This window comes from Streptomyces sp. NPDC041205 (assembly GCF_055591765.1).
Map to the genome: position 1 here is coordinate 457,838 of NZ_JBVIZH010000007.1, position 26,327 is coordinate 484,164.

Here is a 26,327-nt window from a genome sequence, read left to right on the forward strand (position 1 = left end):
GCCTCGATCCGGTCCGACGCGCGCATGGCAAACTCGGCGCGTGCAGATCCGGATGCTGGGGCCGTTCCAAGTGCGTGCCGACGGGGGGCGGTTGGTCGATGTGCCGGGGGTACGGCTGCGGGGGCTGTTGGTCGCGCTCGCGCTTCGGCCGGGGCAGGGTGTTCCGAAGGCCGTGCTCGTCGACTGGATCTGGGGGGAGCGTCCGCCCGCCGACGCCACGAACGCCTTGCAGCGGCTGGTGTCGCGGTTGCGGAAGCTGCTGCCGGACGGGGTCGTCGAGGGGCAGACCGACGGGTACCGGCTGGTGGTTGAGGCCGACGCCGTCGACGCCCTGCGGTTCGAGCGCCTCGTCGCCGCGGGGCACGTACGGACCGGGGACCTTTCCGGGCGGGTGCGGCTGCTCCGCGAAGGGCTCGACCTGTGGCGCGGTGGGGCCATGCAGGACGTGGGGGTGCGGGGCAGCGCCGCCTTCGACGCGGCCGTCGCCCGGCTCGACGCGCTGTGGCTGACCGCCACGGAGGAGCGCGTCGAGGCGGAGGTCGCCCTCGGGCGCGGGGCGGAGATCGTCACGGAGCTGGCCGGGCTCGTGGCCGCGCATCCGGTACGGGAACGGCTCGTCGCCGCGCTGATGCGGGCCCTCGTCGCCGCCGGGCGTACCGGTGAGGCGCTGGCCGCGTACGAGAGCGCGCGGGAAGCCCTCGCTGATGCGCTGGGCATCGATCCGTCGCCCGAGTTGGCGGCGTTGCATGTCGCGGTGTCGCGGGGCGAGTTGAGTAGGGCGGTTGGGGAGGCGGGGGCAACAGGGGCAGCAGGAGTAGCAGGGCTCTTGGGGGTGCAGGGGACTGGCAGGGGCAACGGGTCTGGTGGGGCCAACGAGGTCGACGGGGCCGACAGGGCCAACGGGGCCAACGGGGGCGGCGAGGCCATCGGGGCCAACGGGGCCGACGGGGGCGGGCCCGGGCCGGAGAACGTGCTGCGGCGGACCAACCTGCGCGCCGAGCTCACCAGCTTCGTCGGCAAGGACGCCGACATCGCCGCCGTACGCGAACGCGTCCGCGCCCACCGCCTCACCACCCTCATCGGGCCCGGCGGCTCCGGCAAGACCAGGCTGGCCACCGAGACCGCCCGCACCCTCCTCGATGAACTGCCCGACGGGGCCTGGCTGGTGGAGCTCGCCGCCATCGGCCCGGACGGTGACGTGGCGCAGGCGACGCTCGCCGGGCTCGACCTGCGGGACGCCCTGTTCGGCGGGGCCCCGCACGCGGACCTGACGGACCGGCTCGTCGCCGCGTGCCGGGACCGGGACGCGCTGCTGATCCTGGACAACTGCGAGCACGTGATCGAGTCCGCGGCGGTGTTCGCCCACCGGCTGCTCGGCGAGTGCCGACGGCTGCGGATCCTGGCGACCAGCCGGGAGCCGCTCGGCATCACCGGCGAGGCGCTGTGGCAGGTCGAGCCGCTGGCCCTGCCGGACTCCGGCGCGGGCCCGGACGAGATCGAGTCCTCGCCCGCCGTCCGACTGCTGCGGGACCGGGCCGGGGCGGTGCGCCGGGGCCTCGCCGCCGACGGCTCCACGCTGGCGACGATGGTGCGGGTGTGCCGCGCCCTCGACGGGATGCCGCTCGCGATTGAGCTGGCCGCGGCCCGGCTGCGCACGATGTCCGTCGACCAGCTCGCCCACCGGCTCGACGACCGCTTCCGCCTGCTGACCAGCGGCAGCCGGACCGCCCTGCCCCGCCACAAGACGCTGCGCGCGGTGGTCGACTGGAGCTGGGAACTGCTCACCGACGCCGAGCGGATGGTCCTGCGCAGGCTCTCCGTCTTCTCCGGCGGGGCGAGCCTGGAGGGGGCGGAACGGGTCTGTGCGGGGTACGCCGATGACGTAGCCACTGATGATGGCGGTGGCGCCGACTACTCCGTCGCGCCCGAGGACGTACTCGAACTCCTCACCACCCTCACCGAGAAGTCCCTGCTCCGTGCCGAGGGCGGCAGCGCACCCCGCTACCGGATGCTCGGCACGATCAAGGAGTACGCCGGGCAGCGGCTCGCGGAGGCGGGCGAGGCGGATCCGGCGCGCCGCGCCCACCTCGCCTACGTGTCCGAGCTGGCCGAGACCGCGGAGCCGCACCTGCGCCGTGCCGAGCAACTGGAGTGGCTCGCCGTGCTCGGCGCCGAGCACGACGACATCGGCGCGGCGATGCGCGGCGCGCTCGCCGCGGGCGAGGCGCAGGCGGCGATGCGGCTCGCGGCGGGCGCGGGCTGGTACTGGTGGCTCAGCGGGCACAGGGCCGAGGGCTTCGAGCTGATCACGGCGGCCATCCGGACGCCCGGCGAGGTGACGGATGAGGTACGGGCCACGGTGTACGCGCTGGTCGTGCTGTTCGTGACGTCCGGTCCTGGCGACGAGCACCAGGCCGCGGAGTGGATCCACAAGGCGTACGAGTTCGGTCGGCGAGGCCGGTCGGGTGCGTCAGATGCGTCAGATGCGTCGGATGGGTCAGGTGGGCGAAGTCTGCGCAACCATCCGTTGATCGGTCTCGTCGCCCCGCTGGAACGCATGCTGCGGGAGCCGGGCGCGGGCGCGGCGGCGTTCGAGGAACTGCTCGCCCACGAGGACCCGTGGGCGCGGGCGCTGGCCCGGCTGCACATGGGCAAGATGCGGATCATGCTCGGGCCGGGCAGTCACGGTGGGCCGGACGGCCGAGGCGGCCCGGGCGGTGGTGCCGCCGACCGGGACGGGAAGGACGCGGACGCCCACCTGGACGCGGACGCCCACCTGGAACAGGCAGTCGCCGAATTCCGCGCGCTCGGCGAGCGTTTCGGCATCTCCTTCGCCCAGACGGAGCTGGCGGCCCGCGTCGCCGCGCGCGGTGAGTTCGCCGCCGCGTGCGAGCACTACGACCAGGCGATCGCGGCCATCGCGGAGGTAGGTGCCACCGAGGACGTCATCCCGATCCTGTCGGCGCAGGCGCAGTTGTACCGGCTCCTCGGTGACGAGGCCGCGAGCGCGGCCGCGCTCGCCGAGGCCGAGCGGTGCGCGGAGCGGGTCACCTGGCCGGGCGCGCTGGCCGTACTGGCCTTCTCGAAGGCCGGGCTCGCCCGGTGGGACGGCGACACCGCGGAGGCGCGCGCCCAACTCGGCGTCGCGAGGGCCCTGTTGGGCGAGGAGGCGGAGCGGGCCAACATCCGCTCCATGACGTACGACCTGCTCGGATATCTCACCGACGACCTCGACGAGGCCCGCGAGCACCGGGCGGCGGCCTGCGCGGCGGCGGCCGAGGCGGGGCACGCGCCGGTGATCGCGCGGGTGCTCGTCGGGGTCGCGGACCTGGCGCTGCGCCGCGGGGAGCACGAGCAGGCCGTACGCCTGCTCGCGGCGAGCGAGGGCGTGCTCGGGCTCAAGGACCGCTCCCACCCGGACGCGGCCCGGATCGAGCGGACGGCGCGGAGCCGCCTCGGCGACACGCGGTTCGCCGAGGCGGCTCTGGAGGGGAGGCGGACCGGCTGGTCCGAGCTTGCCGGGGTCACGCTCGCTTCTTGAACGAGGAGACCGCCCACAGGTACCCGATGACGGCGAAGCCGACGCTCCAGGAGACCGCCGCGATCGTGTCGCCGCTCGACGGGTTGCCCGCGAGCAGCCCGCGCAGCGTCTCGATGATCGGGGTGAAGGGCTGGTACTCCACGAACTGCCTGATGCCCGTGCCCATCGTTTCCGAGGGGACGAACGCGCTGCTCAGGAACGGCAGCATGATCAGCGGCACGGTGGCCATGCCCGCCGACTCGGGCGACTTGGCGGCCAGTCCGAGGGCGACGGTGAGCCAGGCGGCGGCGAAGCTGACCAGGACGATCAGACCGAGCACGCCGAGCCATTCGCCGGCGCTCGCGCCCGGGTCGAAGCCCATCAGGAAGGCCACCCCGATGATGGCGGAGCAGGCCACCAGGCAGCGCACCGTCGTGACGACGACGTGGCCGGTGAGCATGGCCCCACGGGAGACGTCCATGGTCTTGAACCGGTTGATGATGCCCTTGGTCATGTCGTCGTTCACGGCCGTGGAGGTGGCTCCGAGGCCGTAGCTGATGGTCATCACGAGCAGACCGGGGGTCGCGTAGTCGATGTAGTCGACGCCGACGTCGAACCCGCCGCCGAGGACCTTCACGAACAGCAGCATCATCACGATGGGGAACAGGATCGCGTTGAACACCGTGACCGGGTTCCGCATGGTGTGCTTCAGGTTGCGGCGCAGCATGATCGCCGAGTCGGCCATGGCCGTGGAGACAGTACTCACTGGGAGATCGCCGCCTTGTTCGTGTAGTTGGTGCCGGTGGTGGTGCCGCTGCCGGTGCTGGTGCGCTCGGTCAGGGCGAGGAAGACGTCGTCGAGGTCGGGGGTGTGCACGGTCAGCTCGTCCGCCTCGACGTCGACCGAGTCCAGCCAGTCGAGGATGGAGCGGAGCTCGCGCTGGGTGCCGTCGCTGGGGATCTGCAGCGACAGCGCCTCGTCGTCCTTGGCGGCCTCCTCGCGCAGGGCGGAGGCGGCGTGCCGGTACGCGGCCGGGTCGGTGAAGCGAAGCAGCACGTGGCCGCCCGGGATGAGGCGCTTCAGCTCGTCGGCGGTGCCCTCGGCGGCGATCTTGCCGCCGCTCAGGACCGCGATGCGGTCGGCGAGCTCGTCGGCCTCTTCGAGGTACTGGGTGGTGAGGAAGATGGTGGTGCCTTCGGCCACCAGCTCACGGACGATCTGCCACATCGTGCGCCTGCTGCGCGGGTCGAGGCCGGTCGTCGGCTCGTCCAGGAAGATGATCTCCGGGCTGCCGACCAGCGTCATCGCCAGGTCCAGCTTCCTGCGCATGCCGCCGGAGTACGTCGACACCAGCTTCTGCGCCGACTCCACCAGGTCGAACCGCTCCAGGAGGCCCGCGATCAGCTTCTCCTTGTTGCGCACGCGCTTCAGCTCCGCCATCAGGAGCAGGTTCTCCCGCCCCGACAGCAACTCGTCCACGGCGGCGAACTGCCCCGTCACACCGATGGCCGCGCGCACTCCCTTGGTCCCGCTCACCACGTCGTGCCCGGCCACCTGCACGAGCCCGGCGTCCGCCGTCATCAACGTCGTCAGGATGTTCACCGTCGTCGTCTTGCCCGCCCCGTTCGGACCGAGCAGCGAGTAGACCGACCCCGCCGGAACATCGAAGTCGATGCCGTCGAGGACGACCTTGTCACCGAATGTCTTGCGCAGTCCCGAAACCGCGATCGCTGAAGTTTTCATGTCCCCTAAGGTCGCGGCCGCACCTGTCATGAGGCTTTCACGCCCCTGACACGGGCCCTGACACCGGCTTTCCGCCGCGCCTTCGCTGGTCAGAGCGCTGCACTGGCGGAGAACTCGCGCTGGTGCTGTCACGCGCGGGGACCACTCAGGCGCGAACAAGGACCATGGCCCGGCCGGGCCACGCCCACGGGGCCGATCGGGGGACGCGTACCCCGCATGGCCCATCAGCCCCTGCGCCCCCGCCCGCCCCACGGCACGCTGCCAGGGGCGCGACCCGATACGGAGGTGCGGGATGGCGGCAGCGGAGCGCGAGGGGCGGGGGGTGCGGGTGCTGTTCGCCGTGGCGCTGGCCCTCGCCCTGGGGATCGGTGCCACGGCCTGCGGCGGGGACGACGGCAAGGACGACGGCGTACGCCGGGCCCGCGCCGCCGACCTGCCGTTCACCCACCCCGGCGTCCTCGTCAGCAAGAAGCAGCTCGACCGAGTCCGCGCGCACGTCGCCGCGCGGCAGGAGCCCTGGTTCAAGGCGTACGAGCAGATGCGGGCCAGCAAGTACGCCGCGAACGACTACACGGCCAAGCCGTACGCCGTCGTCGCCTGCCCGCCCGACCTGCGCCCCGGGCAGGGGTGCGTCGAGGAGCGGGAGGACGCGCTCGCCGCGTACACGCACGCGCTGCTCTACAACATCACCGGCGACCGCGCCCACGCCGCGAAGGCCGTGCAGATCATGGACGCCTGGTCCCGCGTGCTCACCCGGCACACGGAGGCGAACGCCGGGCTCCAGACCGCCTGGGCCGCCACCTCCTGGGCCCGCGCCGCCGAGGCGGTGCGCTACACCTACGACGGCTGGACCGACGGCGAACTGCTGCGCTTCGAGCGGATGCTGCGGGGCGCCTATCTGCCCCAGGTCCGCGACGGCTCCGCCGACTCCAACGGCAACTGGGACCTCGTCATGGCCGACGCCACCATCGGCATGGCCGTCTTCCTCGACGACCACGAGGCGTTCGAGCGGGCCGTGCGCCACTTCCGCACCCGCGTCCCCGCCTACTTCTACCTGAAGTCCGACGGGCGGCTGCCCGTGTCGCCGGAGGGCAGCGACATCACCACCGAGGCGCAGCTCCAGAAGTACTGGTTCGGGCAGAAGACCTTCGCCGACGGGCTCTCCCAGGAGACCTGCCGCAACTTCAAGCACGCCAGTTACTCGCTCGCCGCCACCGCGCACATCGCCGAGACCGCCTGGCACCAGGGCGTCGACCTGTACGGCGAGACCAAGGACCGGCTGCGGGCCGCCCTGGAGTTCCACTCCCGCTACCAGCGCGGCGCCCCCGTGCCCGGCTGGCTGTGCGGCGGCAGGGTCCAGCGCGACATGGGGCCCGACACCGAGGTCGCCCTCAACCACCTGCGCGGCCGCCTCGGCCTCGACCTGCCGCAGACCCAGCGGCTCACCTCCGAGCGGCGGCCCGAGGGGACGGACGACCTGTTCGTGGCCTGGGAGACGCTGACGCACGCCGAGAACACGTGACGGCGGTGCCGCCCGGGACGGGTGCGGCGGGCCGGCCCGGGGCGGGTGTGACGGCCGCGTCGAGGGGGCCGTTCGTAACCGGTTCGCTTTCCGCACGTCGCATGGCGTACTGTTGGGTTCACCGACGCGGGGTGGAGCAGCTCGGTAGCTCGCTGGGCTCATAACCCAGAGGTCGCAGGTTCAAATCCTGTCCCCGCTACTGAAACCGAAGGCCCGGAATCGTTCATCGATTCCGGGCCTTCGGCATGTGCGGCCGCGCCCACGTCGGCTGCCGTCGCTCGCACGTCGGGCGGACGTGTTTCGGCTGTACGTGGCGTGGTTTCACGCCGTTGTCGGCGTCGGGCTTTGCGCCGACTCATGTGCCGTGCGTAGCTTTGTGGTCACTATGAGTCGGGTGCGGTACGTGCTCTCGGTGGTGCTGCTCACCGCCTGTGCGCTGTTCGCCGGTGTGTGCCACGGGCCGCACGGGCTCACCGCCGCGACCGCGGTCACCGCGGCCCCGCCCGTCCACCACGTCTGCCCCGGCCCCGGCCACGGCGAGCACGCAGGCTCGGCGCACCCCGCGGCGCTCGCCGCGCAGCCCGCCGACCGGGAGCGGCAGGACGGGGCGGGCGGCAAGGGCGGCAAGGCCGGCAAGGGCGCCCTCGGGGGCGTACTCGCGGCGGACACGGCGGCCCGTCTCGTCCGGTGCGTGCCGCCCCGCGCCGGGCCCTGTTGCGCCAAGGCGGGCCAGCGGCTCCTCGTCGCCATCGGAGTGGACCGGAACTGAGGGTGCCCCGGAGTTCCCGCGCGGACTCCCACGCCACCCCCCATCCACGTACCGAAGCACCGAAGGACACCCCCGCATGATCGGCAACCTTCAGCCCGCGGCGGCCGCCGTGGGCAACACACCCGTGCTCTGGATCGACGAACCCACGCCCGACGGCGGCCGCGGCTACTGGGCCAAGCTCGAAGGCTTCAACTTCGGCGGCATCAAGGACCGGGCCGCCCTGCACATGGTCGAACGGGCCCGCGCCCGCGGCGAGTTGCGGCCCGGCGCGCCCATCGTCGAGTCCACGTCCGGCACCCTCGGCCTCGGCCTCGCCCTCGCGGGCGTGCACTACGGCCACCCCGTGCACATCGTCACCGACCCCGGCCTCGAACCCATCGTCGAGCGGATGCTGACCGCGCACGGCGCCCGCGTCCACCTCGTCCGCGAACCCGGGCCCGTGGGCGGCTGGCAGCAGGCCCGGGTCGAGCGGGTCGCCGCGCTGATGGAGCGGCCGGAGTTCACCGGTGCCTGGTGCCCGAACCAGTACCACAACCCCGAGAACCAGGCCGCGTACCGGCCCCTTGCCGACGAACTCGTCCGGCAGATCGGCCAGTTCGACGTCCTGGTGTGCGCCGTCGGCACCGGCGGGCACTCCGCCGGGATCGCCCGGACCCTGCGCGCGCACGCCCTGCCCGGCCTCGAACTCGTCGGCGTGGACAGCGTCGCCTCGACCATCTTCGGGCTCGCCGCCGGGCCCCGCCTGATGCGCGGGCTCGGCTCGTCGATCCACCCGCGCAACGTCGACCACGCCGCCTTCGACGAGGTCCACTGGGTGGGTCCCGCCGAGGCCGTGCGCAGCGCGCGGCGGCTCGCCGGGCGGCAGTTCGCCTCGGGCGGCTGGAGCGTGGGCGCGGTCGCGCTCGTCTCCGCGTGGCTCGCCCGTACGCGGCCGCGCGGGACGCGGATCGCGGCGGTGTTCCCGGACGGGCCGCAGCGGTACTTCGACACGGTGTTCAACGACGAGTACTGCGACGCGCACGGGCTGCTCGGCCGCCCCGGCACGATCCCGGACGAGCCCCGGGAGGTGCCGGGCCCCGGGGACGGCGTGGTGGCGTGGAGCAGGTGGCGGGCCGGGCGGTGCGCGACGGCTCCGCGGTGGGATGTGCGGGGTGAGGTGCGCGGTGAGGCGCGGGGCGCGGTGGGCCTGCCCGGCGGTGGCGGTGGTCCCGGTCTTCCCGGCGAGCCCGTCGGCGCGCCGGGGCTCCCCGGCCACCCCGTCGGCGCCCACGGCCACCCCGTCGCCGTACCGGGCGAAGGTGTCGTCCAGTGACCCAGGTCTGGGCCCGCGCGCGCACCTTCGAGCCCGCCGTGCAGCTCCTCTTCGTCAACCAGTTCAGCATCAACCTCGGCTTCTACATGCTGATGCCGTACCTCGCGGCCCACCTCTCCGGCGAACTCGGGCTCGCCGCCTGGGCGGTGGGCCTGGTGCTCGGCGTGCGGAACCTCTCCCAGCAGGGGATGTTCCTGGTCGGCGGCGCGCTCGCCGACCGGCTCGGGTACAAGCCGATGATCGTCGCCGGGTGTGCCCTGCGCACCGGCGGCTTCGCGGCGCTCGCGTTCGCGCAGACACTGCCGGTGCTCATCGCGGCGTCGGCGGCGACCGGGCTCGCGGGGGCGCTGTTCAATCCGGCGGTACGCGCGTACGTCGCCGCCGAGGCGGGCACGCCGGAACGCCGCGTGGAGGCGTTCGCGCTGTTCAACGTCTTCTACCAGACCGGCATCCTGCTCGGCCCGCTCGTCGGACTCGCCCTGACCGGCGTGGACTTCAAGCTCACGTGCGCGGTGGCGGCGGTGCTCTTCGCCCTCCTCTCGGTGGTGCAGGTGCTGCGCCTGCCGGTGCGCAAGGGGGAGGCGGCGGCCGGGGACGGCCCGGGCGCGGCCCAGGGGCAGTGGCGGGCCGTGTTCGGCAACCGGCCGTTCTGGCTGTTCTCGCTCGCCATGACCGGCTCGTACGTCCTGTCGTTCCAGGTGTACCTCGCTCTGCCCCTCGAAGTGGAGCGGCTGCTCGGCGGGGGCACGGCGACGACGGTCGCGACCAGCGCGCTGTTCGTGGTGTCGGGGCTCGTCGCGCTCGTCGGGCAGCTCCGGATCACCGACTGGTGCCGGCGCGCCTGGACGCGGGAGCAGTGTCTGGTCGCCGGGCTCGCCCTGATGGGCGCCGCGTTCCTGCCGCCCGCCCTGGGCGGGCCCGGGTACGCGGGCGTCACGGCGCTGCTGCTGTGCGCGGCGGCGCTGGCGGCCGCGAACGCCGTGCTCTACCCCTTCGAGATGGACACCGTCGTCTCGCTCGCGGGCGAGAGGTGGGTGGCCACGCACTACGGCCTCTACAACACGGTCTGCGGTGTCGGCATCACCGCGGGGAACCTCGCGATGGGCGCGCTGCTCGACGTGGCGGAGGACCGGGGACTGCCCGCGGTGCCGTGGTTGGCGCTGGCCGTCCTCGGCGTCGGCTGCGCGCTGGCCCTGCGCTCGCTGGCCAGGTCCGGTCGGCTCGCGGCGCCGGTGCCGGTGCTCGGGGGTGACGCCGCCTGACCCACGCGCGCCCGGGGCGTGCGGTGCCGGTCCCACCCGGCCCCACGCCTCCGGGCGCGTCCCCGCCCCACCACACGGCTCACCCACTCGGCCCACATCAGGTCGCCCCGGGCCCCCGCTGCGGGAAGCCTGGATGGGCCGACGCGGCGCTGATGCGGTGGAGTGGAGTGGTGGTGGTTGCTGTGCGTGGTGGGGGGCCTGACGGTGCGCAGGGCGGCCCGGGGGGTGGGGGGTCCGGCGACCGGCGTTCCGGTGGTCGGGAGCGCGGGGAGGGGAAGTCCGCCGACGGGAAGTCCGGCGCCCGAAAGTCCGCCAGCCGCGAGCCCGGCGGCACAGCCCGCCCCCGCCCTCGTAGAACAGCCCGCCCCCGGCCCACCATCGCCCCCGGCGACACCACCCGCACCCTCCCCCGCGAGCGGGCCCTCGTCCGGGCGCTGCCCCCGCTCCTCCTCGTCGCCGGGATCTGCTTCGACATGCTCACGCCGCCGGAGTTCACCGCGTCCCCGCTGTTCGCCGCGGCGCCCCTGATCACCGCCCCGTTCTTCCGGCTGCGGACGACCGTCGCGACCGCCGCGGTGTCCTGTGCCGCCGTGCTCGTGCTGCGCCTGGGGCACCGCGTGGACGGCGCCGACGTACAGGTCATCACCGAGTTCGTGACGGTGCTGACCGTCGGCGCGCTCGCCGTCGTCATCAACCGGGTCGTCCGCCGCGGCGACGCCCGCCTCGCCTCCGCCCGCTCCATCGCCGAGGCCGCCCAGCGCGCGGTCCTGCCGCAGCCCGACCCGCGGATCGGCGGCCTGGACATCGCCGCGCGGTACGAGGCGGCGGAGGCCGACGCGTTCATCGGCGGGGACCTGTACGCCGTGCAGGACACCCCGCACGGGGTGCGGCTCGTCGTCGGTGACGTACGGGGCAAGGGGATGGGCGCGGTGGCCGCCGTCGCCGTCGTCATCGGCGCCTTCCGGGAGGCCGCCGAGCAGGAGGCCACGCTGGAGGCGGTGGCGCAGCGCCTGGAGCGCGCCCTCGCGCGGGAGGGCACGCGGCGCGACGGGCTCGACGCCTTCGAGGGGTTCACCACGGCGGTCCTCGTGGAGATCCCGCGCGGCGACGAGGGCACCGTACGGATCATCAACCGCGGCCACCCCGAACCGCTGATGCTGCGGGCCGACGGGCGGCTGTGCGTGCTCTCGCCGTCCGAGCCCGCGCTGCCGCTCGGCATGGGCGACCTCGGCACCTGGCCGGACCGCGCGGACCAGAGCCCGTTCCCGCCGGGGGCCACGCTGCTGCTCTACACCGACGGGCTCTCCGAGGCCCGGGACGAGGAGGGCCGGTTCTACGTCCCCGCCACCCGGCTCGGCGGCCGGATCTTCCCCGGCCCCGCGGGCCCCGACTCGCTCCTCGCGACCCTCGTCGACGAGGTCCGCCGGCACACCGGGGGCGGCGCCACGGACGACCTGGCGATGCTCGCCGTACGCCGCCCGGTGACGGTCGGTGACTGAAGGGCACCCCTCCGCAGCCTGATTGACGTGATGTCAGCAAGCCGTGGAGATCCAGAACGCTGCGGTGCGTCATGGCCTCCGCTCAACTCGCCCTACTCCAGCCGCTGATGTCCCTTGTGTTCGTAGCGTAAGCGTTAACGATCAGACGGAACGGCTTGGAATACGGCACCGCCGTCTATTAACGTTCGATAACGCAGCGCGGTCGTCCCAGCCGGCACTCCAGTCGGCTCCGTGCGCACGCGCCTAATCCCGCAAGGGAGCCGGGGAACCACCACATTGGGGTGAATCGGGCAAGCGGTACGCCCGTAGGAGACCTTCCTGCTCCGAACCCGTCAGCTAACCCGGTAGGCGAGAAGGAAGGAAAGGAGTGCGCCCCAGTGGCGTCCAACCGGCCTGCCCCCGAAGCGCTCTACGTACCGAACGACGACTCCGCCGAAGGACCCGAAGGTCCCGACAGATCCACGGGGTTCGGCGGGTACGCCCCCCAGGAGCCGTGGGAGGAGTGGAACCCGACCGCGGAGTCCGTCCGCCCCGTGCGCGGCAGGCACCGGGTCCACAAGAAGGGCGGCGGCGGACTCGCGCGCAGCTCCACCGTCCTCGGCGTCGGCGTCATCGCGGCCGTGGGCGCGGGCGGCATCGCCACCGCGCAGGGCGGCAAGCCGCCGGTCTCCATCGCCATGCCGGACATGTCGGCGGTCACCGACCAGCTCCCGGAGGCCAAGTCCCTGCCGGGCGTGGGCTCCCTGATATCCGACGACTCCGCCGGCGGCGCCGACACCTCCACCGTCGCGGCCGCCGCGCCGCTCAGCTCCGCGGGCGTCACCACCGCCGACGCCGAGCGCGGCGCCACCGGCGCGGGCGAGGCCCTGCGCGCCCGCATCATGCAGCAGGCCGAGAACCAGCAGCACCAGGCGGAGGACGCCCAGCGCCTCGCCGCCGAGGACGCCGCCGTGAAGAAGGCCGCCGAGCAGGCCAAGGCCCAGCAGGACAAGGCGAAGGCGGCCGCGAAGGCCAAGGCCGCCGAGGAGAAGCGCAAGAAGGCGGAGGCCGCGCGCAAGAAGGCCGAGGCGGAGCGCCTCGCCAAGCTCGCGAAGGCGTTCTCGCTGCCCACCTCCTCGTACACCCTCACCTCGCACTTCGGTGACTCCGGCGCCATGTGGTCCTCCGGCCAGCACACCGGCCTGGACTTCGCCGCCCCCACCGGCACGCCCCTCAAGGCCGTGCACACCGGCACCATCAAGTCGGCCGGCTGGTCGGGGTCGTACGGCTACCGCACGGTCCTCGAGCTGGAGGACGGCACCGAGATCTGGTACTGCCACCAGTCCTCGATGAGCGTCAGCGTCGGCCAGAAGGTCACCACGGGCGACGTCATCGGCCGCGTCGGCGCGACCGGCAACGTCACCGGACCGCACCTCCACATGGAGGTCCACACCAGCGGCGGCGCCAACATCGACCCGCTGGCCTGGCTGCAGGGCAAGGGCCTCAACCCGTAACACCCCACCGGCTCCGGCGGTCCTGGCGACGACCCCCCGACGCCAGGGCCGCCGGTTGGCATCCGTGACGGCGGAGCCACACCGGGGAGCGGGGCGGGGATTTCCGTGGGCCACACACGGAATTCGCTCCCCGGTGCGGATGTTGAGCCCGTTATGACCACACTCCGCCCGCTGGGCTCCTCCGACCTCGAAGTCTTCCCCCTCGCCCTCGGCGGCAACGTCTTCGGCTGGACCGCCGACGAGAAGCAGTCCTTCGCCGTCCTCGACGCCTACACGGCCGCGGGCGGCAACTTCGTCGACACCGCCGACGTGTACTCGGCCTGGGCGCCCGGCAACAAGGGCGGCGAGTCCGAGACCGTGCTCGGCCGCTGGCTCGCCGCGCGCGGCAACCGCTCCGACGTCGTCATCGCCAGCAAGGTCGGCGCCCACCCCGACTACAAGGGCCTCGCGGCGAACACCATCAAGTCCGGCGTCGAGGAGTCCCTGCGCCGCCTCGGCACCGACTACATCGACCTGTACTACACGCACTACGACGACCCGTCCGTGCCGGTCGAGGAGTTCGTCACCGCCCTCGACGAGCTGGTGCGCTCCGGCAAGGTCCGGGCCATCGCCGCGTCCAACATCAGCGCCGAACGCCTCCAGGAGTCCCTGGACTTCTCCGACCGCGAGGGCCTGGTGCGGTACGTCGCGCTGCAGCCGCACTACAACCTGGTCTCCCGCGACACCTACGAGGGCCCGCTCCAGGAGGTCGCGTCCCGCTCGGGCCTCGCGGCCATCCCGTACTACGCGCTCGCGTCCGGCTTCCTGACCGGCAAGTACCGCCCCGGAGCCGAGGTCGACAGCGCGCGGGCGGGCAGCGCGGGCGCCCACCTGGAGACCGAGCGCGGGCAGCGCGTCCTCGCCGCCCTCGACGCGATAGCCGAGGAGCGCGGCGCCCAGCACGCGACGGTGGCCCTCGCCTGGCTCGCCGCCCAGCCGACGGTGGCGGCGCCGCTCGCCTCCGCGCGCACCGTCGAGCAGCTCCCGGCGCTGCTCGAGGTGGCCGACCTCGACCTGACGCAGGACGAGGTGGCCCGCCTCACCGCCGCGTCGGCGTGAGCGGACCGGGCGCGCGGCGGTCCGTGCGTCAGGTGCGGTAGGGGTTGTACGAGGGGTAGGCGGGGCCCGGTGATCCGTACGGGGCCGGGGGTGCGGCGCGGGTGCCGTACGCGGAGTACGGCATGTGCGGCGGGCCGTACGCCGTGTACGGCAGCGGCACCACGACCGGCGCCGTCACCCGCGCCGCGTACGCGAGCGCAGGCCGCACCACCTCGCGGCGCTCCCACAGCGCGTCGAGCAGCTCCCGCTCCCGGACGGCGAAGTCGGCGCGGGCCCTGCCCCGGCCCGCCCGGTGCCGAAGCAGCGCGAGCGACGTCGCGTACGTCTCGTACGCGGTGACGGTCCGCCCGCCCGGTCTGCCCAGGTGGTGCGTGGCGTAGTCGCGGGCGAGGTTCCGCGCGGGCATCGAGCCGAGCGCGTACGGCTCGGCCGCGGTCAGCCAGCCCGCCGCCACATAGGCGGGCAGCTCGGCGCGCACCAGGCGCAGTTCGCGCTGGCGCAGCCAGACGGCCAGCCAGCAGAGCAGCCCGAACAGGGGCAGCATGAACGTCGCGTACACGACGAAGAAGCCGTACTCGCCGAAGCTCGCCGAGCCGTTCCAGAAGGCGTGCAGGCCCATGGCGAGCAGCAGCCCGGCGATCGGCAGGAGTATCCGCCGCACCGTGTGCCGCTCGCCGCTGAGGGCGGCGATCCCGAAGCCGATGCCGGTGAGCACGGTGAACAGCGGATGCGCGAACGGCGACATCACGACCCGGACGAAGAACGTCGCGGCCGTCACCGACGCGAGGCCGGTCTCGCCGCTGAGCTGGTCGGTGCCGAAGGCGTTGCCGAGATAGAGGATGTTCTCGGTGAAGGCGAAACCGGTCGCGGTGACGCCCGCTATGACGAAGCCGTCGACGACACCGGTGAAGTCCGTTCTGCGGAAGAGGAAGACGAGGAGGACGGCCGCCGCCTTCGCGGTCTCCTCCACGATCGGGGCGATGACGGTCGCGCCGAGCGTGTCGGCGCTCGTCGGGTCGGCGGTCGCGGTGGCTATCCAACGGGTCGCGAAACTGTTCGCGACGATCGCTATCAGCGCCGCCGCGCAGGCGCCCCAGGCGAAGGCGAACAGCAGATTCCGCCACGGCCCCGGCGCCACCCGGTCCAGCCACCGGAACGCGGCGATGAGCAGCGGCACCGGCAGCGTGGCGAGGCCGAGGCCCACCAGGAACCCCTCGGTGCCGGTCTGCTGACGCACCAGCGCGAGGATCACGAGACCGGAGAGCGCAAGCAGCGTGACCAGCGCGGCCGCCCTGATCGCCCGCCGCTGCCACCAGTGCGGATGCCGGGATCCGGGTACTCCGGCGGGCCCGGCGGGCGCCGGGTTCGTCGGGTACGCGGGACTGGTGGCCACGGCTTTGACAGTAACGAGGGTTGTGGCGGACCGCGATGGTGCCTCGGGGGCCGAGGGTCTCAGGAGCGGGGAGGGCCCTCGGGGGCAGCCGGTTCCGCCGGTGCCACCTGGGTCGCCCGCGGCTGCTCCGCGAGGGTGGCGGCGCGGCGGAACAGCAGGTCGTGGACGACGTGCCCCTTGCGCAGGCCCTGGCCCTCGAAGCGGGTCTGCGGCCGGAAGTCGGGCCGCGGCGCGTACCCGCCGTCCTCCTGGACGTTCTCGAAGTCCGGATGCGCGGTCAGCACCTCCAGCATGTGCTCCGCGTACGGCTCCCAGTCCGTCGCGCAGTGCAGCAGCCCGCCCGGCTTCAGCCGGGGCGCGAGGAGGCTCAGGAACTCCGGCTGGATCAGCCGGCGCTTGTTGTGCCGGGCCTTCGGCCACGGGTCCGGGAAGTACACGCGCACGCCGTCCAGGGCCTCCGGGGCGAGCATCTCCGTCAGCAGGATCACCGCGTCGCCGTTCGCCACCCGAACGTTGGACAGCCCGTTCCGCTCCGCGAGATTGAGCAGGTTCCCCTGGCCCGGGGTGTGCACGTCCACGGCGAGGATGCGGGTGCCGGGGTCGGCGGCGGCCATCTGGGCGGTGGCCTCGCCCATGCCGAAGCCGATCTCCAGGACCACGGGGACGGAGGACGCGGGGCCGCTCCGGTCGGCGTGCTCGCCGCCCTGCGCGTCCGCCGCGAACAGCGCGTCCAGGTCCAGGACTTCCTTGCCGTCGATGTCGAGCCCCCACTGGGGCCAGAGCCTGCGCAGGGCGTCGCCCTGGGCGGTCGTGACGCGGCTGCGGCGCGGAGTGAAGCTGCGGATCCGCCGCTCGAACCTCGACCCGGTCGGGTCGGGCGCGGGTCCGTCGGGAAAGCGGGGGGTGCCCTTCGGGCGGGGATTCTCAGACACAGTGGGGCGATTTTACCGGGGGTGGGGCCTTGCCGGGGGCCTTCTCCGTACCGGCAGGTATTCAGCCCGTCCGGCGATTGAGGACGAGGCGCGAAGCGCCGATTCGGGGTCCAGGGGCGCAGCCCCGGTTTCGGAGAAGGGGCGGGACCGGGGCGCCCCGCGAGGGCACCGCTACAGCGCGGCAAGCACCCGCCGCGCCACCTCCCGCCCGATCGGCAACGACGCCGTCGCCGCGGGCGAGGGGGCGTTGAGGATGTGGACGGCACGGGCCCCCTCCTGGATGAGGAAGTCGTCCACGAGCGACCCGTCCCGCAGAACGGCCTGCGCCCGCACCCCGGCCGCCGCGGGCAGCAGATCCTCGGCCCGCACAGCGGGCAGCAGCCGCCGCACGGCCTCGGTGAAGGCCCCCTTGGACAGCGACCGCCGCAGCTCCCCGGCCCCGTACCGCCAGTGCTCACGGGCCATCCGCCAGGCCCCCGGCCAGGCAAGCGTCCCGGCGAGCTCCCGGGGCCGCACGACCGACCATCCGTACCCCTCGCGGGCGAGCGCGGGCACGGCGTTGGGCCCGACGTGCACCCCGCCGTCGACGCCGCGCGTGAGGTGGACACCGAGGAAGGGGAAGGCGGGGTCGGGCACGGGATACACCAGGCCCCGCACGAGCCCGGGCCGCGCCAGCGTGAAGTACTCCCCCCGGAAGGGCACGATGCGCATGTCGGGCTCGTCGCCGGTGAGCCGGGCGACCCGGTCGCAGTGGAGCCCGGCGCAGTTCACGAGGACCTTGCCGCGCACGACGTCCCCGGCGGCGGTGCGCACGGCGACGCCGAGGTCGGCGCGCCGGTCGATCCGCACGACCTCCGCGCCGTAGCGCACCTCGACGCCGGAGGCGCGGGCGAGCTGGGCGGCCACGGCTCCGTAGTCGCATATCCCGGTGGTGCCGACGTGGATGGCGGCGAGGCCTTCCACACAGGGTTCGTACTCGGCGATCTGGGCGGGTCCCAGCTCGCGGACCGGAATGCCGTTCTCCCGGCCGCGCTGGACGAGGGCGTGCAGGCGGGGCAGCTCGGCGCGGTCGGTGGCGACGATGAGCTTGCCGGTGACCTCGTGCGCGATGCCGTACTCCGCGCAGAACTTGACCATCTCGGCTGCGCCCCGCACGGCGTATTGCGCCTTGAGGGAGCCGGGGCGGTAGTAGATCCCGCTGTGGATGACGCCGCTGTTGCGCCCCGTCTGGTGGCGGGCGGGGCCGCGCTCCTTCTCCAGGACCGTGACACGCGTGCCGGGCGCCGCCCGGGTCAGGGCATACGCCGCCGCGAGCCCGACGATCCCGCCCCCGACCACGAGCACGTCACAGTCGTACGCCACAGCACCTCGCCCCATCGCCCTTCACCTCCCACCCCCGATACTGCCTTGCGCCACTGACATCCCCGCCAAACCTGCGATCGGGGAGAGCCGCGGCACGCCCGTGCCCGCGGCGGGCGACCCTGCCGCGGGCCCCGGCCTACGCGGGAGCGACCAGCAGTGGCCGCGCCCGCTCCCGCAGCTCCACCACCCGGGGCTCGTCGCCGTACGGCTCCAGGCGGTGCAGCAGGTCCTTCACGTACTCGGTGGTCCGCGCGGAGGAGATCCGTCCGGCGACCTCCACGGCCCGCACCCCCTGCTCGCACGCGGCGTCGAGGTTGCCCGACTCCAGCTCGGCGACGGCCGACACCACGAGCCGTAATCCGTGCGAGCGCACGAACTCCTCGGTGGGCCGCGACAGGGCCTGCTCGGTGAAGCGGCGCACCTGGCGGGGCGCCTTCAGGTCGCGGTAGCACTCGGCGGCGTCCGCGGCGAAGCGGTCGTAGCCGTAGAAGCCGAGCCAGGAGGGGTCGTTGTCGCCGTCCCTGGCCCGCTCCAGCCAGCCCTCGGCGGCCCGCAGGGCGGCCCCGGCGGCGGGCGCGTCGTTGGCGCGCGCGTGCGCGCGTGCCTCCACGAGCCGGAAGAAGCTCATGGTGCGGGCGGTCGCGAGGCCCCTGTTGCGTTCGAGCGCGGCCTGTGCCAGGTCCACGCCCTCGTCGCCGAAGCCCCGGTACGTCGCCTGGAGGGACATGGACGCGAGGACGTATCCCCCCAGGGGCACGTCGGCCGCCGCGCGGGCGAGCCGCAGGGCCTGGATGTAGTACCGCTGGGCGGCCTCCTGTTGGCCGGTGTCGAAGGCCATCCAGCCGGCGAGCCGGGTGAGTTCGGCGCTGGCTCCGAAGAGGGCGCGTCCCACCTCGTCGGAGTACGAACCGAGGAGCAGCGGCGCCGCCTCGACGCGCAGGCACTCGGGGACCATGGAGGAACGCCAGTCCCCGCCGCCGTACTTGGAGTCCCAGCGGCGCGCGTCCTCGGCCGCCTCGCGCAGCTTCAGGACGTCGCTGTGGCCGACCTTCATCGGCGGTCCGCCGTCGTCCTGGTGGGCCGCGTCGGGCGCCCCGTCGAGCGAGGAGTGCGAGGCGTCACGCGCGACGGAGCTGTCGGCCGGGGTTATCAGCCAGCGGGAGGCGGGCGTGGCGTACGCGCTGACCGCGAAGGAGCCGGCCAGGGACTGCCAGATGCCGCCGCCGGTCCTGCGTCCGGCCAGGTCCAGGCGGTACAGCTCGGTGGCCGACTTCACGGCGGCGCCCACGTCGCGCGGGAAGGCGAGGCCCACCTCGGGGGCCGGGTCCGCGTCGGCGAGGCCGATTTCGTGCAAGGGCACGGGGCGGCCGAGCTTCTGCCCGATGGCGGCGGCGATGAGGTGCGGGGCGGCGCCCTGCGGCACCATGCCCTTGGACACCCAGCGGGCCACCGAGGTCTTGTCGTAGCGAAGCGTCAACCCGCGTTGCGCGCCGAGGTCGTTGACTCTGCGCGCGAGTCCCGCGTTGCTGATTCCCGCGAGGGCGAGAACGGTGCCGAGCTTCTCATTCGGCCCGCGTTGCTCCCTGGACATGGCCACCCCTCGACACAGACGGCTGCCGGGCAGTGGCTCGACCGCACGGCATTCGTGCTGCGTTCCCCCGGGGGACAGCGACTGAGTGCCCGGCCCGTCGGCGTGTCGTGCGCCGCGGCCCCGATCCCCGGCCGCAAGAGCACTTGGCCGAGCCCCCAGGTATATGCCTCCGCGAAAACATCAGCACACCCAGCGTAGTTCCACGGATCCCAAGCGTTAAGAGGCGTAGTTCCGTATGGCGAGATTGTTGTCCGTACGGGAGTGCGGGGGTGCCGCCGCGCGCTCCGGGTGTGTGGCCGTGCGCCTATGTGTGCGCTCTTCTCCGGCCATGTGGGGAGCGCTTCCATGGTTGGTGCGTGGGTCGGCCCGCTGCGCTGGAGTCAGTGGGCTGGGGGACACCGCCGCCTCCATCCCCGCGGGCGGCGGACCGGTCCGGGAGGCGCACACCGCCTCCCGGGCTGTGCGTGGGTGACGCGGCGCGCCAAGGGGCGGTCGAGCGTGTTCGGCCATGGATGAATTGGCCGAAAATCGACCCCACGAAAGTGTGCCCAAGCCGTCCCACGTCCCCTTGTCGGTGCCGTTGCCGCCTCAACGACCGATCGCCCAGGGCGCGTTCGCGCCGGTGTGAGCGCCTCCGTAGGCACTCTCGCGCGCCTCCTTCGTGGCAGCATGGGACCCCGGTCCCTCGGTTCCCGGGCGCGCTGGTGCCGTCCTAGGCCCCCCGCCCCCGGTTTCCGTACTCGGGCGGACCAGTCGCGGATCGGTTCCGGATGTGTGCCGGATCAGTTCCTGGGCGCACTGGCCGTCCACAGCCTGTGGAGGCGGCGATGCGGTGGTTGGTGGGGTGGAGCAGTACCACCACTGGACCCTCTGCGGGCGCTGCCGCCGTCGGCACGGCGGGTGCCACCGGTGCCGACGGCGAGACACTGCACCCCGTGGGGTCCCAGCTGCTCTGGGGCGACCCGGACCCGCTGTGGGCGGTCGGCGACTGGCGCGCCGACGAGGTGCGCACGGTGAAGGCCGACGACCGCACCCGGATCGCGGTGCTCGGCACCTGCGGCGCCAGCGATGAGGAACTGCGGGTCAGCCTGTTCGCCGCGCGCGGCGGCGCCCTGCGGCACCTGACGGCCTGGCCCGGCAGCTACACCGCCGTCGTCCAGGTCGGCCGCCGCGTGATGATCGCCGGTGACCTCGCGGGCGCGCGGCCCGTGTTCTTCACCCCCTGGGCGGGCGGCACGGCGTACGCCACGGCCGCGCTGCCGCTCGCCGACCTCGTCGAGGCCAACCTGGACATCGGGCACCTCGCGGCGCTGCTTGCGGCCCCCGACGTCCCGGAGGCGCTCCAGGACTCCACCCCGTACCAGGACGTGCGCCGCGTGCCCCCCGGGCATGCGCTCATCCTCCGCGCGGGCGCACGGGAGATCGCCGGGTACGAACCCGTCGCCTCGCTCGCCGTCGCGGCGCCCGCGGCCGACGAGGCGGGTGCGCTGGGCGGGGTCAGGGACGCCCTCGTCGAGGCGGTACGCGCGCGTCTGCGCGCGCCCCGGCACGTACCCGGCACGGACATCGACCCCGGGCCCGTGCCCGGCATGGGGCCCGCCGAGCGGCGGGCCGCGCGGGGCATGCCCGTGCCCGGCATCGGAGCCGACCTCTCCGGAGGGCCCGCCTCGGGAACCCTCGCTCTCCTTGCCGCCGGTCTCCCCGGGATGCCCGGCACGGTCCTCGGGCACGGCACCGGCGCCGGTGAGAGGCTCCTCGCCGTCACCTTCAACGACCTCGTGTCCGGCGGCCGCGAGGCCGAACTGGAGCGCGCGGGCGCCATCGCCGCCAACCCCCGGCTGCACCACGTCGTCGTCGCGGCGGGCGAGGAGGCCCTGCCGTACGCGGATCTGGACGGGCCGCTCACCGACGAGCCCAGCTCCGTCATCGTCACCGCCCAGCGCCACCGCGCGCGGCTCGCGGCGGGCAGCGCCGACCACTTCACCGGCTATGGCGCGCGGCAGGTCCTCGACGCCCATCCGGCGCGCCTGGCCGACCTGTTGATGGACCGCAAGCGGCGGCACCTGGTGCGGCCCGTGACGGCCCTCGCCAAGGCCGAGGGCTCCGTCATGGTCCCCGCGCGCGTGTACGGCGCCGCCCGCAAGCTCGCCCGTACGACGCACCGCGCGGGCGTGCAGTCGCTCGCCGACCGCCTGCTCCACCGCCACTTCGAGGAGCCCGGCGGGGCCGTGGGCGCCTCGCTCGCCGCCCTGGCCTGGGCCAGACCAGGGCCGGCCGCGCGCTGGCTCACCGGTGAGGCCCTCGCTGAAGTATCGGTTCGCCTCCAGGAGGCGGTGACACGGCCAGGACCCGGGCCCGGGCAGCGCCCCGGTGAGTTCCGCGCGCGTGCGGCGCTCTTCCGGCACGCGGCGGACCTGCGCGTCCTGGAGCAGGCCGCCGAGGTCCGCTTCCAGCGGCTGCACGCGCCGTTCCTCGACAACCAGGTCGTACGCGCCTGTCGGGCGCTGCCGGAGTCCCTGCGGGTGCGGCCCGGGGCGCGCGCCGCGATCCTGCGCAGCGTGCTCGAAGGCGCCGGGGTCGCCGAACTCCCGCCCGGCTGGGGCGCGCCCTCGCACGCCTCCGCGGCCGCCGCCGCCCGCACCGGTCTTCGGGTCGCCGTGCACGACCTCGTCGACCTCTTCGACACGCCCCTGCTCGCCCAGGCCGGGCTCGTCGAGGCCCGCGTCGTCCGCAAGGCCCTGCGGGCCGCCGCCGACGGCGAACCCCTCCCGCTGGACGGCCTCGCCGACCTCGTCTCCACCGAGATCTGGCTCCGCCGCCTCCTCTCCCGCCGCGGCACCTGCTGGACCGGCACCCCGGCCCGCCAACGCGCCGTCCCGACGGGCTCCGTCGTCCCGGAACGGGGGGCGCTGGGCGCGGGCCGCTGACCGCTGCGCGGGGCTCGGGGGACGGGGTCCGCCGAGCCCGGGGTGGGGTCTGCCGACTCCGGGGTGGCCTCCGCCCGTACCGCCGCTCGGCGGCGGATCTCTCCCACCCGCCCACCCGTTCACCGGAGCAACACCCCTCGGGTCGGCACAGAGGCCACCCCCCAGCACCTCACCCGAGCCGTCCGCACCGGTGCCACAACGCCACAACGGCCGGTCCGGCGTCACCGGGCCGAGTGGGTGGCTTTCCGGCCCCTGCCGATTGCCGCTCGCCCAGCCAGGTGCAGCTCTCACCGTGGCACGGCCCCAGGTCGGCGGCGCCGCCCGCGAGCAACCCCCGCCGCTCCCGGCGAACCCAGCCCCCGGCGAACCCCGCTCCCGGCGAATCCAGCCCCCCAAGGCGCCCCGCCGACAATCCCCGCGACGCAGTCGCCCCCACCGGCCACAATGACCCAGTGCGGTACCAGATCCTGGGCGCCACGCAGGCGCACGACGACCAAGGGGCACCCCTGCCCGTAGGGGGCCCTCGCCTGCGCTCGCTGCTCGCTGCCCTGGCCCTGAGAGCCGACCGTACGGTCCCGGTCGACACCCTCATCGACGACATCTGGGCGGACACCCCACCGGCGGACGCCCCCGCCGCCCTCCAGGCCCTCGTGGGCCGCCTCCGCAGAGCCCTCGGCCGGGACGCCATCGCCTCCGGCCCCGGCGGCTACCGCCTCATCACCCCGCCCGACGCAGTCGACCTGCACCGCTTCGAACGCCTGACCCGCGAGGGCACCGCCGCCCTGGACCGCGGCGACCCGGCGACCGCCGCCCGCCTCCTGCGCGAGGCCCTCGCCCTGTGGCACGGCCCGGCCCTCGCCGACCTCCCCGACCGCACCGCGGCCACCCGCCCGGAGGCCCGCCGCCAGGAGGCCACCCGCGCCCGGGTCGAGGCGGACCTGCTGCTCGGCCACGCCCCGGACGTCGTACCGGAACTGAAGGCGCTGACCACCGACCAGCCGTACGACGAGGCCCTGCGCGCCCTCCTCATCCGCGCACTGCGCGACGCGGGCCGCGGCGCGGACGCCCTCGCCGCGTACGAGGACGCCCGCCGTACCCTCGCCGAGGGACTCGGCACCGACCCGGGTCAGGAACTGCGCGCCCTGCACGCGGAGTTGCTGGCCGAGCCGACGAGGCAACGGGAGACACAGGGCAAGGCACAGGCCGACCCGCGGGGCGAGGGCGAGGGCGCGGCCGTGCTCCAGCCGCGTCCCACAGGCAGCAGGGGCACCACAAACATCGCAGGCACCACGGACATTGCAGGCCCCACAGACACTGTGGGCACCGAGAGCACCCCGCGTCCCGCAACTCCTCGTCCTCCCACCGAACGTCAGGGAAATCTCCGCCCCCGGCTGACTTCCTTCGTGGGGCGGGAACCCGAACTCGGGGCCATCCGTTCGGATATGCGGAGGGCACGTCTGGTCACGCTCACGGGGCCGGGCGGCTCCGGGAAGACCCGCCTCGCAGAGGAGGCCGCCGCCGGGCATCCGAGCGCGTGGCTGGCCGAGCTCGCCCCGCTCGACCGGCCGGAGGCGGTTCCCGGGGCGGTCGTCAGCGCGCTCGGCCTGCGCGAGACCGTGCTGATGACCAGTGAGCTGACGATCCCGCACGGCGACCCGCTCGCCCTGCTCGTCGAGTACTGCGCCCCGCGCAGCCTGCTCCTGATCCTTGACAACTGCGAGCATGTCATCGGCGCCGCCGCCGAGTTGGCGGAGACCCTGCTCACCCGCTGCCCGGGGCTCACGATCGTCGCGACCAGCCGCGAACCCCTGGGCGTGCCGGGCGAGTGCGTGCGCCCGGTGGAGCCGCTCCCGCCCGACCCGGCGCACCGCCTGTTCGCCGAGCGGGCGGAGGCCGTGCGCCCCGGCTTCGACGCGGCCGGGGACGCGGAGTCGGTGGCGGAGATCTGCCGCCGCCTCGACGGCCTGCCACTGGCGATCGAGCTGGCCGCCGCCCGCCTGCGGCTGCTCACGCCCCGCCAGATCGCCGACCGCCTCGACGACCGCTTCCGGCTGCTCACGAGCGGTTCCCGCACGGCCCTGCCGCGCCAGCAGACCCTGCGGGCGGTCGTCGACTGGTCCTGGGACCTGCTGGACGCCGCCGAGCGCACGGTCCTGCGCGAGGTGTCCGTCTTCGCGGGCGGCTGGGACCTGGAGGCCGCCGAGGCGGTCTGCTCCGGATCGGCCGCGGACCTCATCGGCGCGCTCGTCGACAAGTCCCTGGTCGTCGCGGACGCGCACGACCCGGCGGGGGAGGGCGGGCGCTCGGGCGGCGCGGGCCCGGGAATGCGCTATCGCCTCCTGGAGACCATTCACGAGTACGCGACGGAGCGCGCCGCCGAGACCTCCGAGGTGCGCGCCGAGGCCGAGCGGCGGCACAGCGGGTACTTCCGCGCGCTGGTCGAGACGGCCGAGCCGCTGCTCCGCTCCGCCGAGCAACTGCCGTGGATCCACCGCCTGGGGACCGAGCTGGACAACCTCCGCGCGGCCCTGCAGCGCTCCGTGGAGTCCCGCGACGAGGAGCTGGCCACGGCCCTTGTCCTGGGCCTCGGCTGGTTCTGGTGGCTGCGGAACTACCGCGGGGAGGGCGCGGAGTGGGTCGGCCGCGCCCTTGCCCTGACGCTGCCGCCGGGCACCGCCGACGAGTCCGGGGCGGGCGTCTCGTCCCTCGCCGCGGGCGCCGCGGGCCTGGACGCGGACCTCGCGGACGAGGACGCCCCGGTGTTCTGGCCCCGCATGAGCCTGCGGATGCTGCATCTGTTCCTGACGGTGGAGTCCAGGCCTTCGGAGATGCTCGACGGCGGGCTGGAGCCGGACTACATCCGGCGGGTGCGGGACGTGTTCATCCGCCCGGTGCCCCAGAGCGGCCGGTTCCCCGGCCTGGTGTGGCCCTTCACGCTCTACTTCGGCGACGCGCTGGGCTGGGGCGCCGACGTCCTGCGGTACCTGGACATGGCGGTCGCCAACTGCCGCCGCTTCGGCGGCGACTGGGAGGTCGCGATCACGCTGATGTTCCGGGTGCACACCAGCGTCGACCGCCAGGGCAACCTGGGCGGGGTCGACGACGACCTGGCGGAGCTGCGTGGGCTGAGCAGACGCGTGGGCGACCGGTGGCTGCGCGCGCAGGTGTGCAGCGCGGCGGGCGAGGCGGCGATGGCCCGCAGCCGCTACGAGGACGCCCGGCAGGAGTACGAGGAGGCGCTGCGGCTCGCCTACGAGGTCGGCGCGTACGCCGAGGCCCCCTTCCTGCTCGCCCGCCTCGCGGAGATCGCCTACCGCTCGGGCGACCCCGGCCTCGCCGCGAAGGGGCTGGAGGAGGCCAACACGGCCGGCGATCAGTACGGGGTCATGGACTCCCGTGCCTTCGTCCGCCTCATGAGCGCCGAGATGGCGCTGCACGACGGCGACGTGGCGCGAGCCCGCGCCCTGTGGGAGGAGTCCCGCGAGGCGTCCGAGCGCGGCACGCTGCCGCCCCAGTTCGCCGCGGGCCTCGGCGGTGTGGACGCCCGGATCACGGCGGCCGAGTCCGGGCCGGGCGCCGGGCTCGCCGTCCTCGCCGACGTGCTGCCGGAGGCCCTGCGCAGCCGCTGCTCGGAGATGGTCATCGCGGGCCTGGTGGACGCCGCCGCCGTCCTCACGTCCCAGGCCGGCGACCACACCCGCGCGACCCGCCTCCTGGCCTTCGCCGCCCACTGGCGCGGCGGCTACGAACGCCCCATGCCGGACCGGGTAGAGGCCGAGCACACGGCCCGCGCAGCCCGCGCGGCACTCGGCGACGCGGCGTACGAGCGGGAGAGCACCGCGGGCAGCGGCATGACGATGACCGAGGCCCTGGAACACCTGACGACCACGTCCGACTGACCCGC

16 protein-coding genes, 1 tRNA gene and 1 riboswitch are annotated in these 26,327 nt (G+C 74.2%); of the genes, 11 read left to right on the forward strand and 6 right to left on the reverse strand.

The window, feature by feature from the left end; all coding sequences use genetic code 11:
- The first annotated feature begins 40 nt into the window (after positions 1-40).
- Positions 41-3,541, forward strand: coding sequence for an AfsR/SARP family transcriptional regulator (locus ACZ6BG_RS29770; protein ID WP_469007134.1), 3,501 nt, complete (start codon positions 41-43; stop codon positions 3,539-3,541).
- Here the strand turns inward: ACZ6BG_RS29770 and ACZ6BG_RS29775 are convergent.
- The gene (locus ACZ6BG_RS29775) at positions 3,525-4,286 is read right to left on the reverse strand and encodes an ABC transporter permease (protein WP_469007136.1); all 762 of its coding nucleotides are present in this window, start codon (positions 4,284-4,286) and stop codon (positions 3,525-3,527) included. The genes ACZ6BG_RS29770 and ACZ6BG_RS29775 overlap by 17 nt on opposite strands.
- The gene (locus ACZ6BG_RS29780; protein ID WP_469007138.1) at positions 4,283-5,263 is read right to left on the reverse strand and encodes an ATP-binding cassette domain-containing protein; all 981 of its coding nucleotides are present in this window, start codon (positions 5,261-5,263) and stop codon (positions 4,283-4,285) included. The genes ACZ6BG_RS29775 and ACZ6BG_RS29780 overlap by 4 nt, the downstream gene beginning before the upstream one ends.
- A gap of 292 nt (positions 5,264-5,555) precedes the next feature.
- On the opposite strand from ACZ6BG_RS29780, the gene ACZ6BG_RS29785 reads away from it, so the two are divergent.
- From ACZ6BG_RS29785 to ACZ6BG_RS29820, 8 genes are all read left to right on the forward strand, one after another.
- Positions 5,556-6,785, forward strand: coding sequence for an alginate lyase family protein (locus tag ACZ6BG_RS29785; protein ID WP_469007140.1), 1,230 nt, complete (start codon positions 5,556-5,558; stop codon positions 6,783-6,785).
- A 125-nt stretch (positions 6,786-6,910) separates the two neighbouring features.
- Positions 6,911-6,984 (forward strand) — tRNA-Met (locus ACZ6BG_RS29790).
- Positions 6,985-7,179: 195 nt separating this feature from the next.
- Positions 7,180-7,554, forward strand: coding sequence for a hypothetical protein (locus ACZ6BG_RS29795; RefSeq protein ID WP_469007142.1), 375 nt, complete (start codon positions 7,180-7,182; stop codon positions 7,552-7,554).
- Positions 7,555-7,630: 76 nt separating this feature from the next.
- Positions 7,631-8,866 carry a PLP-dependent cysteine synthase family protein gene (locus ACZ6BG_RS29800; protein WP_469007144.1) on the forward strand — a complete coding sequence of 412 codons (1,236 nt, stop codon included), beginning with the start codon at positions 7,631-7,633 and terminating at the stop codon, positions 8,864-8,866.
- Complete coding sequence (locus tag ACZ6BG_RS29805) at positions 8,863-10,128, forward strand: MFS transporter (RefSeq protein ID WP_469007146.1); 1,266 nt, start codon at positions 8,863-8,865, stop codon at positions 10,126-10,128. Before ACZ6BG_RS29800 ends, ACZ6BG_RS29805 begins: the two co-directional genes overlap by 4 nt.
- Before the next feature lie 473 nt (positions 10,129-10,601).
- Positions 10,602-11,627: a PP2C family protein-serine/threonine phosphatase gene (locus ACZ6BG_RS29810; protein WP_469007148.1), complete on the forward strand. Its 1,026-nt coding sequence runs from the start codon at positions 10,602-10,604 to the stop codon at positions 11,625-11,627.
- 230 nt (positions 11,628-11,857) lie between these two features.
- Positions 11,858-11,993: riboswitch (cyclic di-AMP (ydaO/yuaA leader) on the forward strand.
- 11 nt (positions 11,994-12,004) lie between these two features.
- Entirely contained in the window at positions 12,005-13,120 is a 1,116-nt protein-coding gene (locus ACZ6BG_RS29815; protein ID WP_469007151.1) for a M23 family metallopeptidase, read from the forward strand.
- 153 nt (positions 13,121-13,273) lie between these two features.
- Positions 13,274-14,218, forward strand: a complete 945-nt coding sequence (locus tag ACZ6BG_RS29820; protein WP_469007155.1) for an aldo/keto reductase — start codon at positions 13,274-13,276, stop codon at positions 14,216-14,218.
- 28 nt (positions 14,219-14,246) lie between these two features.
- Here the strand turns inward: ACZ6BG_RS29820 and ACZ6BG_RS29825 are convergent, their stop codons facing one another.
- The 4 genes from ACZ6BG_RS29825 to ACZ6BG_RS29840 all read right to left on the reverse strand — a co-directional run bounded on the left by ACZ6BG_RS29825 (position 14,247) and on the right by ACZ6BG_RS29840 (position 19,496).
- Positions 14,247-15,611 carry a PrsW family intramembrane metalloprotease gene (locus tag ACZ6BG_RS29825; RefSeq protein WP_469007157.1) on the reverse strand — a complete coding sequence of 455 codons (1,365 nt, stop codon included), beginning with the start codon at positions 15,609-15,611 and terminating at the stop codon, positions 14,247-14,249.
- A gap of 59 nt (positions 15,612-15,670) precedes the next feature.
- The gene (gene trmB, locus ACZ6BG_RS29830) at positions 15,671-16,543 is read right to left on the reverse strand and encodes a tRNA (guanosine(46)-N7)-methyltransferase TrmB (RefSeq protein WP_469007159.1); all 873 of its coding nucleotides are present in this window, start codon (positions 16,541-16,543) and stop codon (positions 15,671-15,673) included.
- 171 nt (positions 16,544-16,714) lie between these two features.
- A complete protein-coding gene (gene lhgO, locus ACZ6BG_RS29835; protein ID WP_469007161.1) occupies positions 16,715-17,920 on the reverse strand; it encodes an L-2-hydroxyglutarate oxidase in 1,206 nt (401 codons plus the stop codon).
- A 121-nt stretch (positions 17,921-18,041) separates the two neighbouring features.
- Positions 18,042-19,496, reverse strand: a complete 1,455-nt coding sequence (locus ACZ6BG_RS29840) for an MFS transporter (RefSeq protein ID WP_469007163.1) — start codon at positions 19,494-19,496, stop codon at positions 18,042-18,044.
- 827 nt (positions 19,497-20,323) lie between these two features.
- Here ACZ6BG_RS29840 and ACZ6BG_RS29845 point away from each other — a divergent pair.
- The gene (locus tag ACZ6BG_RS29845) at positions 20,324-22,423 is read left to right on the forward strand and encodes an asparagine synthase-related protein (RefSeq protein WP_469007165.1); all 2,100 of its coding nucleotides are present in this window, start codon (positions 20,324-20,326) and stop codon (positions 22,421-22,423) included.
- Between the two features lie 452 nt (positions 22,424-22,875).
- On the forward strand, positions 22,876-26,322 hold the full coding sequence (locus ACZ6BG_RS29850) for an AfsR/SARP family transcriptional regulator (RefSeq protein ID WP_469007167.1): 3,447 nt from the start codon (positions 22,876-22,878) through the stop codon (positions 26,320-26,322).
- The last annotated feature ends 5 nt before the right edge of the window (positions 26,323-26,327 follow it).